19 protein-coding genes are annotated in these 16203 nt (G+C 63.3%); all 19 read left to right on the forward strand.

What is annotated here, in order from left to right; all coding sequences use genetic code 11:
* The first annotated feature begins 35 nt into the window (after positions 1–35).
* The 19 genes from AC1M7R_RS17010 (at position 36) to AC1M7R_RS17100 (ending at position 16203) form a co-directional block, all read left to right on the forward strand.
* The gene (locus AC1M7R_RS17010; RefSeq protein WP_490609760.1) at positions 36–2111 is read left to right on the forward strand and encodes a phage tail tape measure protein; all 2076 of its coding nucleotides are present in this window, start codon (positions 36–38) and stop codon (positions 2109–2111) included.
* Complete coding sequence (locus tag AC1M7R_RS17015; protein ID WP_072387861.1) at positions 2111–2494, forward strand: phage tail protein; 384 nt, start codon at positions 2111–2113, stop codon at positions 2492–2494. Before AC1M7R_RS17010 ends, AC1M7R_RS17015 begins: the two co-directional genes overlap by 1 nt.
* Complete coding sequence (locus AC1M7R_RS17020) at positions 2487–2699, forward strand: tail protein X (protein ID WP_072387859.1); 213 nt, start codon at positions 2487–2489, stop codon at positions 2697–2699. Before AC1M7R_RS17015 ends, AC1M7R_RS17020 begins: the two co-directional genes overlap by 8 nt.
* A gap of 9 nt (positions 2700–2708) precedes the next feature.
* Positions 2709–3725, forward strand: coding sequence for a contractile injection system protein, VgrG/Pvc8 family (locus AC1M7R_RS17025; RefSeq protein WP_072387857.1), 1017 nt, complete (start codon positions 2709–2711; stop codon positions 3723–3725).
* An 88-nt stretch (positions 3726–3813) separates the two neighbouring features.
* Positions 3814–4380, forward strand: coding sequence for a phage tail terminator protein (locus AC1M7R_RS17030; protein WP_490609761.1), 567 nt, complete (start codon positions 3814–3816; stop codon positions 4378–4380).
* Positions 4377–4559: a DUF2635 domain-containing protein gene (locus AC1M7R_RS17035; protein WP_003198311.1), complete on the forward strand. Its 183-nt coding sequence runs from the start codon at positions 4377–4379 to the stop codon at positions 4557–4559. Before AC1M7R_RS17030 ends, AC1M7R_RS17035 begins: the two co-directional genes overlap by 4 nt.
* Entirely contained in the window at positions 4559–6055 is a 1497-nt protein-coding gene (locus AC1M7R_RS17040) for a phage tail sheath subtilisin-like domain-containing protein (protein ID WP_490609762.1), read from the forward strand. The genes AC1M7R_RS17035 and AC1M7R_RS17040 overlap by 1 nt, the downstream gene beginning before the upstream one ends.
* Positions 6056–6121: 66 nt before the next feature.
* Positions 6122–6469: a phage tail tube protein gene (locus AC1M7R_RS17045; protein WP_003198314.1), complete on the forward strand. Its 348-nt coding sequence runs from the start codon at positions 6122–6124 to the stop codon at positions 6467–6469.
* Positions 6466–6762, forward strand: coding sequence for a phage tail assembly protein (locus tag AC1M7R_RS17050; protein ID WP_072432271.1), 297 nt, complete (start codon positions 6466–6468; stop codon positions 6760–6762). The genes AC1M7R_RS17045 and AC1M7R_RS17050 overlap by 4 nt, the downstream gene beginning before the upstream one ends.
* Positions 6763–6892: 130 nt before the next feature.
* Positions 6893–8467, forward strand: coding sequence for a phage tail protein (locus AC1M7R_RS17055; protein WP_490609763.1), 1575 nt, complete (start codon positions 6893–6895; stop codon positions 8465–8467).
* Positions 8454–9692, forward strand: a complete 1239-nt coding sequence (locus tag AC1M7R_RS17060) for a DNA circularization protein (protein WP_072432273.1) — start codon at positions 8454–8456, stop codon at positions 9690–9692. Before AC1M7R_RS17055 ends, AC1M7R_RS17060 begins: the two co-directional genes overlap by 14 nt.
* A gap of 3 nt (positions 9693–9695) precedes the next feature.
* Entirely contained in the window at positions 9696–10736 is a 1041-nt protein-coding gene (locus tag AC1M7R_RS17065) for a phage baseplate assembly protein (protein ID WP_072387845.1), read from the forward strand.
* Positions 10737–10866: 130 nt separating this feature from the next.
* The gene (locus tag AC1M7R_RS17070) at positions 10867–11376 is read left to right on the forward strand and encodes a phage baseplate assembly protein V (protein ID WP_072387843.1); all 510 of its coding nucleotides are present in this window, start codon (positions 10867–10869) and stop codon (positions 11374–11376) included.
* The gene (locus AC1M7R_RS17075; RefSeq protein ID WP_072387841.1) at positions 11376–11774 is read left to right on the forward strand and encodes a phage GP46 family protein; all 399 of its coding nucleotides are present in this window, start codon (positions 11376–11378) and stop codon (positions 11772–11774) included. Before AC1M7R_RS17070 ends, AC1M7R_RS17075 begins: the two co-directional genes overlap by 1 nt.
* The gene (locus AC1M7R_RS17080; RefSeq protein ID WP_490609764.1) at positions 11764–12804 is read left to right on the forward strand and encodes a baseplate J/gp47 family protein; all 1041 of its coding nucleotides are present in this window, start codon (positions 11764–11766) and stop codon (positions 12802–12804) included. The genes AC1M7R_RS17075 and AC1M7R_RS17080 overlap by 11 nt, the downstream gene beginning before the upstream one ends.
* Positions 12792–13391: a YmfQ family protein gene (locus AC1M7R_RS17085; protein WP_072432277.1), complete on the forward strand. Its 600-nt coding sequence runs from the start codon at positions 12792–12794 to the stop codon at positions 13389–13391. The genes AC1M7R_RS17080 and AC1M7R_RS17085 overlap by 13 nt, the downstream gene beginning before the upstream one ends.
* Positions 13392–13402: 11 nt before the next feature.
* Positions 13403–14566 carry a phage tail protein gene (locus AC1M7R_RS17090; RefSeq protein ID WP_072432278.1) on the forward strand — a complete coding sequence of 388 codons (1164 nt, stop codon included), beginning with the start codon at positions 13403–13405 and terminating at the stop codon, positions 14564–14566.
* Positions 14563–15072, forward strand: a complete 510-nt coding sequence (locus AC1M7R_RS17095) for a phage tail protein (protein WP_072432279.1) — start codon at positions 14563–14565, stop codon at positions 15070–15072. Before AC1M7R_RS17090 ends, AC1M7R_RS17095 begins: the two co-directional genes overlap by 4 nt.
* A gap of 30 nt (positions 15073–15102) precedes the next feature.
* Entirely contained in the window at positions 15103–16203 is a 1101-nt protein-coding gene (locus AC1M7R_RS17100; RefSeq protein WP_072432280.1) for a phage tail protein, read from the forward strand.

The following is a 16203-nucleotide window of genomic DNA, read 5'->3' on the forward strand; positions in this document are numbered from 1 at the left end:
TCGCTCGCCTTGGCGTGAAACAGGAGTAAAGCGCGATGGCAGACAGTAAATATTCGCTCTCCTTTGCGGCGAGCGTCGATATGCCGACACTCGGCAGTGTGGCTGATGCGTCGGGGCTGAATCTGGCGTTGAGCACCGCCAGCCTCGACATCCGGCTGCTGGTATCGGAGCAAGTGAAGCTGCGCGAGACCCTGGCAACGCTGAACACCACGCTCTTGGGGCAACAGTTGCTCAAGGTGAATGCAGCAGCGCCAGCGGCGAATGCGGAGCCGAAGTCGAAACTCAGGGCCGAGGTCGATCAGCTGGCGCCCCCCGACGTCCTCAAGCCTGCCATGGCGATGCAAACGGCCATGGTCGACCTGAACCAGAAGTTGCGGCTGTCGCCGGAACAACTGCAGGTGATGGCCAACGAAAACCAGAAGATCGCCGGCGAAAAGCAAACCGCATCCAGCGGGGCGACCGCTGTGCAGCTGGCACAGATCCAGCTGGCGGCGGTCAATGCGGGGCTGGTCAAGAACGTCAAGCCCGAAGACCGCCAGCAAGTGCTGACGGATTTCGCCCGCGACAGTGCGGTGATGGCGTCGGCCTACAAAATCGAGCTGAAGGACGCCGGCGCGCTTATGGCTGGCTTGCGCACTTCATTGAACCTGGATCGAGGGAAGAGTCTCGAATTGGGCAACGCGGCCAACCGTCTTGGCGCCAGTGCCAGTTTGCAGACCTCGGCGGCGGACATCGGCTCGGTTGCCCAGCGCGGTGGCAAGGCCGGCATCGAAGCGGGCATGACGCCCGAGCAGATCGCCGCCATCGCGGCCGCGCTGTTGAACGCCTCTGTCGGCAAGGACGAAGCGAGCGCCTCGCTGAAAATCCTGGGAACCGCGTTGGGCAAGGGCGACAAGGTCACGCCGGAACAGCGAACGGCCTGGGCTCGATTGGACATCGAACCGGGAGCACTGGCCAGCAGGCTGCGCACGGATGCATCGGGTGCGATCAAGGATGTTCTGGCGACGCTGCAAAGCAAGCCTGCCGAGCAGCAGGCCTCATTGCTCAAGACGCTGTTCGATGGCGACGAGGGCATCGGCAAGTTGCTGAAGTCGCCCGAGGACTTGAAAACCGCGCTCACCGTGGCATCCGATAAGGGCGAAGGTGACAAGGGGTCGATGGCCCAGACCGCCGATACCCGGGGAAACACCTCGCAAGCACGCTGGAATGCACTGGATGCCAGCGTGACCCGTCTCGATACGGCGATCGGCAGCGCTGTCACGCCCATCACCGATCTGGCGATGCTTGGCGTGGACGCGCTGGCGACGGGGTTGAGTGTCGCGGCCGAGTCGCTGCCGAAAATCACTGCGGCGTTGGCCTTGTTCGGCGCGGCGCTCGCATCACCGTTTCGCGGCGCCATTGTGGACAAAGTGACGTCGGGTGTCGCCTCTACCCGCGAGGCATTGCTGAAGCCCGATGCGGCGATCCAGCCAGCGGCAAGCGATACGTCCGGAACTCAAGCCAAGGACGGCGGGCAGAAGCAACCGGGCGCAGGAACAGCCGAGACTTCCCGTCCTGATATGCGCAGCCGGCTGGGGATCTCCGCCGCTCGAGCGAGAACTTTCACCGGCAGGCTGGGCGCCCCCCTGGTGCTGGCCAGCGCTGGCTATGACGGCGTCAAGGCCCTGCAAGCCGGTGATTACAAGGCGGCTTCGGGGGCGGCCGGAGCCGGTCTTGGCGGGCTAGCGGGCGGATATGCCGGTGCCGCCACCGGCGCGATGCTCGGCAGTTTCGTTCCGGTGATCGGCACCGCGATCGGTGCGTTGGTAGGCGGTGCGCTGGGTTCCTATTTGGGCAGCAAGGGCGGCGAATCCCTGGGGGAGGCTATCTACACCGGGGCTGATCGCCTCAAGTCGCCGGACCAAGTCAACAAAGACCTGGTCAGCACCATGACTAGCCCCCAACAAAACACCATGACCGCGAACATCTACATCAACGGCCAGGACCAGGCCAGTGCCGGCCAGTTGGCGAACCTGGTCGTGCAGCAGCTTGCCGGCCAGTTCGCCCTGACAACCGTGCCCAACTCACTGGCCATGCGCAGTGACGCGGCCCTGACCGACGGAGGTCGCTGATGCGTCAACAAATGGCATTGGGCAGTTTCATCTTCGGCCTGTCCCGCAACTTTGCCTACCACAGCCTGCTGCGCACCTCGGACGGTGGCTGGAAAAGCATCGACATTCTTACCAGCAAACCCAAGTCCAGCCAGACCGGCCAAGGCCCGCAAGGGCTGACGATCACGGGCAAGTCGATGTACGCCACCGCCATGGATCGCCTCGATGAGTTGCGAGCGTTGCAGGCGCAGCGTGTGCCATTGCCGCTGGTGGACGGCATCGGCCGCAACTGGGGCCTCTGGCAGATCAACAAGGTGACGGAAACCCAGACCGAGATCATCGATGACGGCACCGCGATGGTGGTGGGGTGGGTGATCGAATTGACGGAGTTCGCCAATGCGTAGGGTTCGAAGCATCGCCGGTGATTCGGTGAATCTGTTGCTGTATCGAGAGCTGGAGCGTTGTGACGATCTGGTCGAAGCGGCGTTCTGGCTGCTCAATCCGGAACTGGCGGAATGGGGCCCGGTATTGCCGGCGGGCGTAGGGGTGGTCTTGCCGGAAGTGGACCTCAAGCCCGTGGCAACCCCACCGGTTTCGGCCTGGGATTAAGGAGGCGGCATGTCATTGGGTTTCACGCCTGCGGTGGAAATTTATGGTGCGAACGCCGCGCTGCTCAACGATCGATTGCTCAATTGGACCCACGTCGACGCGGCGGGATTCGAATCCGATCAACTGACGCTCACCATCAGTCTGGATGGGCTTGAAGGGTTGCCCAGCCTGGGCGGGAAAATCGGCCTGCGGGTCGGCTACCTGGAGTCGGGGCTGGTGGACAAGGGCGAGTTCGTCATTACCCGGCGCACGCCGACGCTATTCCCGTTGCGCCTGACATTGGTGGCCATGGCCGCGCCGTTCAGTGCGGCGGACCAGACCGGATTCAAACAGCGCCGCTCCGTCAGCCATGGCCCGACGACCTTGGGCGCGCTGTTTCGTCAACTGACCTCCAGGCACGGCTTTTCTGCGCGCGTGGCGCCGGACTTGTCGCTGATCAAGATCGAACACATCGACCAGTCCAACGAAACCGACATGGGTTTCCTGACGCGCCTGGCCCACCGTTACGACGCGGTCGCCAAGCCGGTCAACGAGTTATATGTACTGGCGCGGCGCGGTCAGGCGAAGTCGTTGTCGGGCAAGGTCCTGCCCGAGATACAACTGTCGGTGACGACGAACAATCGACCCGGCGACCATGCCTTCATTTCGGCCAGGCTGGATGAAACCGCCCGAGCGAAGTACCAGGGCTGCAAGACCAGTTGGTGGGATGCGGCAGCTGGCAAGCTGCGGGTCGAGGAGAGTGGCATCGCCCCGTTCAAGACCCTGCGCCAGCGCTTCCAGAGCGCAGACGATGCCCGCGCCGCCGGTGAAGGAGAGGTGCGTCGGATGCTGCGCGAAGCCCTCAAGGTGGCGATCGAATGCCCGGGCAATCCGGCCTTGTCCGCCGAAGGCATCGTGCTGCTGGATCCTTCCTGGCCGGATTTCATGCGTGGTCGCTGGTCGATCGACAAGGTCACCGCCAGCGGCGACCGGGAAAAAAGCTATCGCTGCTTGATTAACGCGACCTGCCTGGATGCCAAGGCCTGACCCCCGTTCTGCAAACACAGCAGAACCCAGTAGGAGCGAGCTTGCTCGCGATATCACGCAGCACTTTCCATACACCTGGAGTTCCTCCATGAAGATCACTCCGATCCTCACGCAACTGCGTGAGCAATGCCCAACCGTGGCCAATCGAGTGGCCGCCGGTATCGACCTTGGCACATTGCAGCCTCCCTGCGCCTACGTAGCGCCGCTCAACGATCTGGCCAGCGCAAACACTGCGCAAAACGCCACCCGGCAAGCGATCCGCGACCGCTTCGAAGTGACCTTGGTTCTCGATTCCACCGACGTGACAACAGCAATGGATCAATTGCACGACCTGCGTGCCGAACTGTGGCGCGCGCTGGTGGGGTTCAAACCCGCTGGCGACTACACCGGCATCGAGTACGACGGCGGTGAGCTGGTTTCCCTCAACAGCAGCCGTGTGGTGTACCGGCTGCGCTTTTTCAGCGAGTTCCAGCTGGGTCGCAACTTGATGAGCCAGCCTGCCGAAAGCTGGCACGAGCGTGAACTGGACGGCTTGTCGTCCTACACCGGGGCCACCGTTCGGGTCGATGCCATCGACCCGGCGGACCCCAACCTGAAACGTCCCGGCCCTGACGGGCGCGTGGAACTGACTTTCTCTGGAGACGTAACCCCATGAGCAAACGCATCACCGTGCTGCCGGCCCCGGGCCGTGCCGTACCGGACCCGGAAGCGGGCGATCTGTTGCCCCTCGAGGGCCGTGAAGTGCCGGACAACGCCTGGTGGCGTCGACGTCTGGCCGATGGCGATATCACTACCAAAGCCGTGAAAGCGGCCAAACCACAGGGAGCCAAATGATGGCGATCGGATTCAGCAATATTCCCGCGGACATTCGTGTGCCGCTGTTCTACGCCGAAATGGACAACTCGGCCGCCAATAGCGCGTCATCGGCCATGCGCCGGTTGATCGTCGCCCAGGTCAACGACAGTGTCGTCCCGGCCGATGTCGGCAAACTGGTACTGGTGTCCAGCGTCGCGCTGGCCAAGAACATCGGCGGGCAAGGCTCGATGCTTGCCTCGATGTACGAAACCTGGCGCAAGACCGACCCGCTCGGTGAGATCTGGTGCCTGCCGCTGCACAACGTCGAAGGCGCCGTCGCCAAAGGCGTGCTGACTTTTACCGGCACCGCGACAGAAAGCGGTGTGCTCAACCTGTACGTTGGCGGTGTGCGCGTGCAGGCCGCCATCGTCAACGGCGCCACTGCCGCCCAGGCCGCCACGGCGTTGGCCTTGAAAATCAACGCCGCCGCCGACCTGCCGGTGAGCGCTGCGGCCGCCGAAGGCGTCGTGACCCTCAGCGCCAAATGGACCGGCGACAGCGGCAATGACATCAGCCTGCAATTCAATCGCCTGGGCAAGAGCAACGGCGAAGACACCCCGGCGGGGCTGACCACCGCCGTCACCGCCATGACCGGCGGCGCCGGTATGCCGGACCAGACCGCGGCCGTTGCAGCCTTGGGCGACGAGCCATTCGAATTCATCGCCATGCCCTGGTCGGACGTGGCCAGCCTCGACACCTGGCAAGCGGTGATGGACGACAGCACTGGCCGCTGGTCCTGGGCCAAGCAATTGTTCGGTCATGTCTACAGTGCCAAGCGCGGCACCCTGGGTGCCCTGGTGGCGGCCGGTCAGGCGCGCAACGACCAGCACATGACGATCCAGGCCCTGGAGCCGGGCGTACCACAACCGTTCTGGGTCCAGGCCGCCGCATTGGCCGCCCGCACCGCGGTGTTCATCTCGGCGGATGCCAGCCGCCCGACCCAGAGCGGCAGCCTGCCGGGCCTGGATCCGGCACCGGCCAGCGAACGCTTCACCCTGACCGAACGCCAGTCGCTGCTCAACTACGGCATCGCCACGGCGTACTACGAAGGTGGCTACGTGCGCATCCAGCGTTCCATCACCACGTATCAGAAGAATGCCTTCGGCCAGGCCGACAACTCCTACCTGGACAGCGAAACCATGCACCAGTCGGCGTTCATCGTGCGCCGCCTGCAAAGCGTGATCACCAGCAAGTACGGTCGCCACAAACTGGCCTCCGACGGCACCCGTTTCGGCGCCGGCCAGCCCATCGTGACCCCGAGCACCATCCGCGGCGAACTGATCGCGCAATACGCCAAGCTCGAACTGGAAGGCCACGTGGAAAATGCCGAGCTGTTCGCCGAGCACCTGATCGTCGAGCGCGACACCCAGGACCCGAGCCGGGTCAACGTGCTGTTCCCGCCGGATTACATCAACGGCCTGCGGGTGTTCGCGTTGCTCAACCAGTTCCGCCTGCAGTACGACGACGCGGCCTGACCGTTCCGTTCGAACATCTGAATCCAGCCCACCGCGCGTGGGCTTTTTATTGCGAGGAGAAACACCATGGGTCAACTGATTGCGGGCACCTGCTACGTCAAAGTGGACGGCGCTCAACTGACCATCAATGGCGGCTGCGAAGCGCCCCTGATGTTCACCAAACGCGAAACCGTCGTACCGGGTTTCTACAAGGAAACCGACATCGCCCCGTCCTTCAAGGTGACGGCCCTGCACACCGCGGACTTCCCGCTCAAGCAACTGGTGGCCGGCACCGACATGACCGTTACCTGTGAATTCAACAACGGCAAGGTCTACGTGCTGGCCGGCGCCTACCTGGTGGAGGAGCCGGTGTCCAAGGGCGACGACGCCACCATCGAATTGAAATTCGAAGGCATCAAGGGGACCTGGCAATGACCGATGTCGTGACGTTGCGCGTGGCCATCGAGGCCCACGGCGAGTCGCTGAACGAACTGACCTTGCGCCGTCCGACGGTGCAGGAGGTCCGGGCGATCAAGGCGCTGCCGTACAAGATCGACAAGAGCGAGGAGGTGAGCCTGGACATGGACGTCGCGGCCAAATACATCGCGGTGTGCGCCGGCATCCCGCCGTCGTCGGTCAACCAGTTGGACCTGGCTGACCTCAATGCCCTGAGCTGGGCCGTCGCGAGTTTTTTCATGAGTGCGGCGTCGCAGCCATCGGCGACCTGATCGCCGCCGCCTATGACCTGGCCTGGTTCTGGAAGGTTGACCCCGAACAGATGATGGCCAGGCCACTGGACGTGCTCCGCGAATCACTGGAGCACGCGCAACGGATCAATGCGATGCAGCAGGTGCAGTGATGGCAGACACACAAAGCGTAGAGAAAAGAGCGGTGCTGCTGACCGGCATCGATGAGCTGTCACCCAAGCTCGCCGGCCTTCGTGCGAAGGTTGCGAGTTTCAAGCAGAACCTCGACGCCACGGGCCTGGGCAACCTGGATATTTCCGGCCTGCTGCCCAGCGGCGGCCTGGCCCAGCCCTTTATGGACGGGCTCAAGTCGGCCCTGGCCTTCAAGGACCAAGCGGGTGCAGCGAGCGCGGCGGCCAGCGCCGTCCAGGCCCCTGAAGCGCCCCGCATGGCGGCACAGAGCCTGGATGGATTGAAGACTTCCATCAGCAATGTGTCGGTGCAGTTCGGCTCGGCCCTGGGGCCTGCGGTCAACGCGGTGGCGCTCAGTTTGCAGCCCATGGTCAGCGGCGTGGCCCAAGTACTGCAGGACAACCCGCAACTGGTACAGGGCCTGGCGAATGGCGTCGTGGCGTTCAACGCGATCCAGATGGCGGTCAGCGGCGCGAGCCAGGCGTTCGAAGTGGTGAACCTGGCCTTGAAGATGAACCCCATCGGCTTGATTGCCATGGGCATCGCCTTGGCGGCAGGGATGATCATCGCCCACTGGACGCCGATTTCAGCGTTCTTCGCCGGGCTCTGGCAGAGGCTCGCGCCGATCGTCCTGCCGATGGTCGAGTTCTTCAAGACGATGTTCGCCTTTACCCCGATGGGGCAGGTGATCAGCAACTGGGGGCCGATCAGCAGCTTTTTTGGTGCCCTCTGGAATGTGATCGTGGCGGCGGCAACGCCGGTCATCGGTTTCATGCAGACGCTGTTCGCCTGGTCACCCTTGGGCTTGATCGTTGCCAATTGGACGCCCCTGACCGGGTTGTTCGCGGCGATCTGGGACCTGCTCAAGGCCTTGACCGTGCCGGTGATGGACGCCTTGAAAGGGCTGTTCGACTGGACGCCGTTGGGGCTGATCATGGCCAACTGGGGCACGATCGGTGAAGTCTTCGCCGGGATCTGGGAAGGCGTGCGCAACCAGGTGTCGATCATGCTGGCGGTTTTCAGCGGTCTGTTCGACTGGTCACCCATCGAGGGCCTCGTCAAGCAGTGGGGGCCGGTGGGCGAGTGGTTCAGCCAGTGGTGGAACGAGTTGCAGGCGGTGATTGCGCCGATCAAGGCGTTTTTCAACGGCGGCTTCGGCGAGATGATCACTTCGTTCACCGCTAAGGTCGAGGGATTGACCGAGGCGCAGCGCGCCACCAACGCCGAAGGCAAAGGTGAGCTGGCGCCGGCGTTTTTTGGCGGGGCCAGCGAGCAGTCTCCGGGCCTGTCGTCCAGCCTGGCGCCAGCGTCCACCAACATTCCAGCGAAAATCCCGCTGGCGCCGGGTACGTTGCCACACACCTCCAGCGCCCTGGTGCAACAAAGCGCCGCCAATAACCGCACGCAACTCGAAGGCGGCCTGACCGTGCGCTTCGAAAACGCACCGGCCGGGCTGCGCGCCGATCCGCCCCGGACCAATCAACCGGCCCTGGCGGTGAGCTCGCGCATCGGCTATCGCTCACTTTCCACAGGAGGCTCCAATGAGCTGGCGTGATCGTTTGTTGCCGGCGTCGTTTCGTGGCGTCGGGTTCTGGGTCGACCAGGCGAAAACCCCGGTCGGCCACAAGGGCCAGTTGCATGAGTATCCCCAGCGGGACCAGCCGTTTTTCGAAGGGCTGGGTCAGCAGGCAAGAATTCATGAGCTGACGGCGTTCATCGTCGGTCCCGATTGCCTGGAGCAGCGCGACAGGCTGCTCAAGGCGCTGGAGCAGGGCAGCGGCGAACTGGTGCATCCGTGGCTGGGGCGCCTGCAGGTCAAGGTCGGTGAATGTGACATGACCCAGACCCGCCAGGACGGCGGGCTGGTGACCTTCGCCCTGAAGTTCTACCCTGACCAGCCGCTGCAGTTCCCCTCGGCCGCGATCAACAGCCAGAAACTGCTGCTGGTATCGGCCGACAGCCTGCTGGGCTCGGCGGTGCGGCGCTTCGAGCAAGCCATGACGTTGATCAAGGCGGCCCGGATCGGCATCGCGGACCTGCGCAACAGCCTCAAGGAGGTGTACGGCGTCATCGAGCAGGAACTCAAGCCGTTGATCGAGACCTATCGGCAACTCAGCGATCTGGTCAAGGCGGTCAAGGAGTTGCCCAGGGAAGTGGCGGCCGAGTTCAAGGGACTGCTGGGAGATATTCGCGAGTTGAAGGACTTTGCCCGGGACGGCTATCGCGGCGTGATCGCCAGCGTGTCGCAACAGGTGCAAGCCATTCGCCAGGCGGATGCGCCCAAGCTCACCACCGGCAAGGACACCATGGCGGCGGCCCAGGCCGTGGCCGATCTGGTGCAGGACACGCTCCTGGTACAGGCGGCGCAATGGATTGCGGCGATGCCTGTGGCTGCGCCCGCGGTGAAACTGGGCGCCACCCCATCGGTGGCGCAGCAGGCCGTGCAGCCGGTCCAGCGCCGGGACGTGCCGGTGGCCGACGATGTGCTGGCCCTGCGCGATGCCCTCAACGACGCCATTTGGCAGGCGTCCCTCAAGGCCGATCCGGATCACTACCAGGCGTTGAACCATCTGCGCCAGCAAATGGCGGCACACCTAACGGCGGTGGCCTCGTCGGGCGTCAGGCTGATCAGCCTGTCGTTCAAGCAGAGCCTGCCGGCGCTGGTGGTGGCCTACCAGCAGTTCGCCGATGCCACCCGGGTGACCGAAGTGACCCAGCGCAACGGCGTGGCCCATCCGGGTTTCCTGCCGCCCAATGACCTGAAAGTCGCGGGGGAGTGAGCCATGAACGAGCTCGACAATGCGGTCACGCTCACCGTCGGCGGTCTGGATTACGGCGGCTGGAAAAGCGTGGAAATCAGTGCGGACCTGGAGCGGCAGTTTCGCACGTTCAAACTCGACATCACCTGGCAATGGCCGGGACAGACCCAAGCGGTACCCATTCGCCCCGGTGATGAATGCCAGGTGCGCATCGGCTCCGACCTGGTGCTCAGCGGTCATGTGTTCAAGGCGCCAGTGAGCTACGACGGGCGCCAGATCAGCCTGAGCATCGAGGGCGGCTCCAAGACCCAGGACCTGGTGGATTGCGCGGCGATCAACCGCCCCAGCCAATGGCGCGGGCAAACGGTGCTGAGCATCGTCCAGGCCCTGGCGTCGCAGTATGGGGTGGGGGTGGTCAGCGAAATCCCCGAGACCGCTCGGTTGAGCACCCACAGCATCGTGCCCGGGGAAACCGTTTTCCAGTCCATCGACCGCTTGCTGACGTTGTTCCGGGTGTTCTCCACCGATGACGCCCAAGGGCGCGTGCTGCTGGCCAGACCCGGCAGCGGCGGACGGGCCAGTGATGTGCTGGAGCTGGGCAAGAACATTCTTTCGGGCAATGCACCGATGGACTACAGCCAGGTGTTTTCCGAATACCGGGTCATAGGCCAGCACAAGGGGAACGACCAGCAGAGTGGAACGGCGGTCAGCGAAGTGGTCGGCACCGCCACCGACCTGACTTTCAAGCGAAAGCGGGTGACGGTGATCAGCGAGAGCGCCCAATTGACCTTCGAGCTGGCCCAGCAAAGGGCCGACTGGGAAAGCGCCATCCGCACCGGTCGCGCCCTGACCACCACCTACCGCGTGCAGGGCTGGCGCCAGGCCAATGGCGACTTGTGGCGGCACAACACCTTGGTACGGGTGATCGACCCGGTGCTGGGGTTCGATGGCGACATGCTGGTTTCCAAGGTGACGTATTCGTTGTCGAACCAGGGCTCCGTCACCACCCTGCAAGTCGCGCCGCCTCATACCTTCGACGCCAACCCGGTGCCGCCAAAACCCTGAGCCCCACGCCGATGCCTGCGCCCCACACATCCCCTGTGGGAGCGAGCCTGCTCGCGATGGCGGCAGTGCAGCCTACAGAGATGTTGATCCGAACACCGCGTTCAAGTCCCCGATTCTCAAGGAAATCTCAATGAGCCTACTGACCCGTCTCCTGGCGCGCGGCACTGTCGTGCTCGCCAATTCGGCCACCAAGCTGCAGTCGCTGCAAATGCGCCTTACCGCCGGCGAAGTGAACGATGACATGGAACACTTCGAGCCCTATGGCTTCACCAGCAACCCGCTGGCCGGTGCCGAGGGCATTGCCACGTTCCTGGGGGGCGACCGTTCCCATGCCGTGGTCCTGGTGGTCGCCGATCGCCGCTTCCGTCTCCAGGCCCTGGCCCCCGGCGAAGTGGCGCTCTACACCGACGAAGGCGACAAGCTGCACTTCAAGCGCGGTCGTGTCATCGACATCGAGACGGCAACCCTGAACATCCGCGCCAGCAGCGCGGTGAACATCGACAGCCCGGTCATCAACCACACCGGCAGGATCGTTTCCCAAGGCGACCAGATCGCCGGCGGCATCAGCCAGATCAAACATGTGCATGTCGGCGTACAGGCCGGCAACGGCCAGACCGGCGCGCCGGCGGGAGGCCAATGATGTTCATCAGCCAGAACCTGCACGCCGCGCTGACCCGCTCGGTGTTGATCAGCCTGTTCACCTGGCGTCGTGCCGCTGACGACGATGCCGTCGATGATGACGAACGTTTCGGCTGGTGGGGCGACACTTTTCCCACCGTTGCAGACGACCGCATCGGCTCGCGGCTGTGGCTGTTGCGCCGGGTCAAGCTGACCCGCCAGACCCAGCTCGATGCCGAGTTCTATGCCCGTGAAGCCTTGCAATGGCTGATCGATGACGGCCACTGCAGCGCCATCGACATCATCAGCGAACGCCTCGACGCCCAGCGCCTGAACCTGCGCACGGTCCTGACCCTGGCCGACGGCGAGCGACTGGACATCAACCCCGATAACAGTTGGCAGGTGACCTATGCCGTTTGAAACCCCTTCGCTGCCGGTGCTGATCAAGCGCGCCCAAAGCGACCTGGCCAGCGATTCGCTGCGCCAGTCCGATGCTCAGGTTCTGGCCCGCACCCTCGGCGGCGCGGCCTACGGCCTGTACGGCTACCTGGACTGGATCGCCGAGCAGATCCTGCCGGATAAAGCCGACGAATCCACCCTGGAGCGCATCGCCGCCCTGCGCCTGAACCAGGCGCGCAAAGCGGCCCAGGCGGCCAGCGGCAGTGTCAGTTTCACGGCCACCGCGGGAGCGGTGCTGGATGTCGACACGCTGCTGCAATCCACCGATGGCCGCACCTACAAGGTGACGGCCGCCCGTACCGCCAGCAATGGCATGAACACCACCACCGTCGCCGCACTGGAGGCCGGCAGCCTGGGCAATGCCGATGCCGGCCTGGTCCTTGCGCCGGTCCAGCCGATCCTCGGTATTGGCAGCGATTTCACCGTCCTGTCACCGGGGCTGAGCGGTGGTGTCGCCCGGGAAAGCCTCGAGTCCCTGCGGGCACGGGTGATCCGTTCCTACCGCATCATTCCCCATGGCGGTTCGGCGCAGGATTATGAAACCTGGGCCCTGGAATGCCCCGGCATTACCCGCGCCTGGTGCCGGGGCAGTTACCTGGGGCCTGGTACCGTCGGCCTGTTCGTGATGCGCGACGACGATCTGCAGCCGATCCCCAATGCCGAGCAACTGGAGGAAGTCCGAGCCTACATCGAACCGCTGCGCCCGGTGACTGCCGAAGTGCACGTGCTGGCCCCGACGCAGGTACCGGTGACCTACCGGCTGCGCATCACCCCGGACACCAGCGCGGTTCGCGCGGCGATCGAAGCTCAACTGCGCGACCTGCATAACCGCGAAGCCGGTCTCGGCGAGACGCTGTTACTCACCCATATCGCCGAAGCCATCAGCAGCGCCAACGGCGAAACCGACCACAAGCTGACCGCGCCCAGCGCCGATGTGACCGCTGCCAGCAATCAACTGCTGACCTTCGGGGGGTGCGTATGGCTGGAATAAGAAGCGCCGAGCAGTACCAGACCCAATTGCGCAGCCTGCTCCCCAGCGGCCCCGCATGGGACCCGGAGCGGGTGCCGGAGCTGGAGCAGGTGTTGGAAGGCATCGCCCAGGAACTGGCGCGCCTCGACGCCCGCGCCGCTGACCTGCTGCATGAAATGGACCCGGCGGGTGTGAGCGAACTGGTGCCGGATTGGGAGCGGGTGATGAACCTGCCCGACCCCTGCCTGGGTGCCTCGCCTCTGTATGACGATCGCCGCCTGGCGGTACGCCGACGCTTGTTGGCGGTGGGCAGCCAGGCCATTGCGTACTACGTGGAAATCGCCAGGAGCCAGGGTTACCCCAACGCCACCATCACCGAGCACAAGGCGCCCCGCATGGGCCGCGCCCGGTTCGGCGAAGACCACTTCGGCACCTGGCAGGCCCAATTCATGTGGACCCTCAACACCGGCGGCCGCCTGCTGCTGGGGCGGCGTTTTGGTGCGAGCTATTGGGGGGAGCGGTTTGGGGTCAATCCGGGGTCGGCCCTGGAGTGCCTGATTCATCGCAGCGCTCCGGCGCATACGAAGGTTCACATCAATTATGACTAGGAAATAGAGCGATGGATTACCCAAAAAGTGTGCCCAGCGCCGGCTTGGTGAATGGCAAGTTCGTGGATGAAAATCCCCTGACGGGTACGCCGGGCTCCCTGATTCCGGCAGCTTGGGGAAATGGCGTGACCCAGGAAATCTTGAATGTCATCAACGCGGGTGAATTGACGCCGGATGAGACCCGAAACGATCAGTTGCTCCAGGCGATCCAGTCCGTGGCGGCCAAGGGCTGGAATCAGGATCAGGCGCTGCCGCTTGCCGCTTTACCCTTGCCTGCGATCGCCACAGTTGATTCCCGGATGACAGTCACTCCGGTGGCGATATCGACCAGCGGGGGACGCGTTTCGATTCCTGGAGGCGTCTATATCAGCATTGGACAAGAGTTGGTAAGCGGACAGTTGGGTCGTTCGCGTACCTACGTCACGACGGCGTGGAGCAGCGCCGACTTGCTGCCCAGCTCCAGCTATTTCCTGAGAGTGCAGGCTTCCGGTAATTCACTAGCGTTTTACCTGCAGCGTGGAAGTCTGTACGACGCGACGCCGGAAACGCTCAAGGGCTCTTTCAATGGAGCTTCCGGTGGTGGGTTTCCATCCACATCGCTGGACATGTGCCTGGCTTGGGTAATGACCGGGGCGCCGGGCTCGTTGCCTACGGTACGCTCGATCTACAACCGGACCCGATTGAGCTGGACTCAAACCGTGAACGGCACCGGCGTGGTGTATCTGCCACTGGACCCTCATGCGCGTTCGGCACAACTTATCGCGGGCAATCCTACGCCGTCCTCCAGCTCTATCACTTCGCTGGCATTCGCCCAGGCTGGGTGGCTCGGCGGTAACTACAGCTACTTATCTCCGGTTGCAACTTCGCCGACAAGCAATTCAGTGGGCTGGAGCAATCTCGCGAGCCCGACGATGTGTGTGCTGTTTTCCAACAATGTGGTCAATGACGTGACGGTCGCAACGGTCACAGCCAGTTTTGACCATTCCCAGCTACGTTCGCTGTGGCAGTGTTTTCAGGCTGAGCACACGCTGGGCGCGAACAATGCCGACAGCGACGAACTGCTCCTGAGCATGGGGATCAAGGGGCACCAGGCGCTGACCGATTACAGCGTGGGCATCGCCGTCAATTTTACCAACGCCGTCAACGTCCATCTGTCCTGGGAGCTGATCCGATGAAGGTCATTCAGGAACTGCATCAATACGAAGAGGGACTCCGTCCGCCTCCACCCTCCCCAGCCCACATCTGGGAGGAGGGTGAATGGGTGATTGCCGACGAGCATGCTGCCCAGCTGCTGCATCTTGACGGCGAACGCCTGTGCGACAGGCTGGACGGTGCTGCGGACAGCGCACGTCGGGCCTTGGCAGGCGATCCATTACGTGCCCTGGAATACCAGCAGGCGGCCCTTGAGGCTCAGGCATTCAAGGATCAGGGCTACCCGAAAAAAGCCGTGCCGTCGTCCGTTTCCGCGTGGGTCATCAAGGGGCGCACAGCCAGGCAGGCGGCAGACCAGATCCTCGCCAAGGCCGCCGAGTTCGATTCGAACCTGTTGGCGCTTCGCCAGATACGACTCAAGGCCAAGGCGCACATCCGCGCACACATGGCGAAGGGAAAATCGGACCTGGCGAAAGCGGTTTTCGATGAGGCGTTCGCCAGCATCGAGGTATTGCGCTCCGGCGCCTGATCCTTTCATTTATCTGTAGAGAAATAACATATGGATTATCCAAAAAGCGTTCCCAGCGTCGGGCTGGTGAACGGACGGTTCGTGGACGAAGATCCGCTGGCAGGTACACCCGGCTCATTGATTCCGGCGGTCTGGGGCAATGGGGTTACCCAAGAGATCCTCAATGTGATCTCGGCGGCCGGCATGACGCCTTCAGAAGCGGACACCGGGCAATTGATCAAGGCGTTGCAAGCCATTCTTGGACGCAGCAGTCCGATGCGCTCGGTGGTGACTCGGTTGACGGCATCAAAGACGCTTGTTGCCGAAGAGTTGGGGTTGGTGTTGATCGATGCCAGTGCCGGTGCGAACACGGTGACGCTACCTGCGGCTAATACGGCGCTGGGTATTCGTGATGTGATTGTCCGGCGAGTGGATAACAGTGGGAATCGCCTGATGGTACGGGCCTCCGGTAGCGACAGGATTCGGTTTCATACCCATCTGGCGGCCAGTGGCTACCCGTTTCTGGTATTGATGGGCAGCGGCGACTGGTGGCATTTGCGCAGTGACGAAGCGGGTGCCTGGTGGCCGGTGAGTCGCTTCGATGCGACCGCGTTGGGACGCATTTCCTTCGAAAGCACACGCCAGGTGATACCCGGTGGATATGCGGTGCTCAACGGGAACCTGCTGTTGCGTAGCGAGTGGCCCTGGTTGTGGGATTACGCCCAGCTGTCCGGTGCGTTAGTGACCGAGGGTAACAGGGGAGGAAACGAAGGCGCCTGGACCAGCGGAGATGGCGCCACGACCTTTCGACTGCCTGATATTCGGGGCGAGTTCCTGCGTGTGCTGGATGAGGCTCGAGGGGTAGATGCCGATCGTGCGTCGGGCAGTAGACAAATGTACGCGTTGGAAAGCCACAACCACTATTTACCTACCAGCTCAGGTAGCGCCAATCGTCCTGGGCCTGCTATTGCCGATGCTTCTTGGGACGTGACACGGGACGTCAATGCTGCACCCGCGACGGGGATAGTGGGTACGACCTATCCGAATCCGCTTTTTTTCTCCAGTGGAGACGCCGTTGGCAATATCGGAGTCTTCAGCACGGAAACCCGGCCCAGAAACATCGCCTACCCCGCCCGAATCAAATTGATCTGA

It is taken from the genome of Pseudomonas sp. MS01C9, from assembly GCF_058202755.1.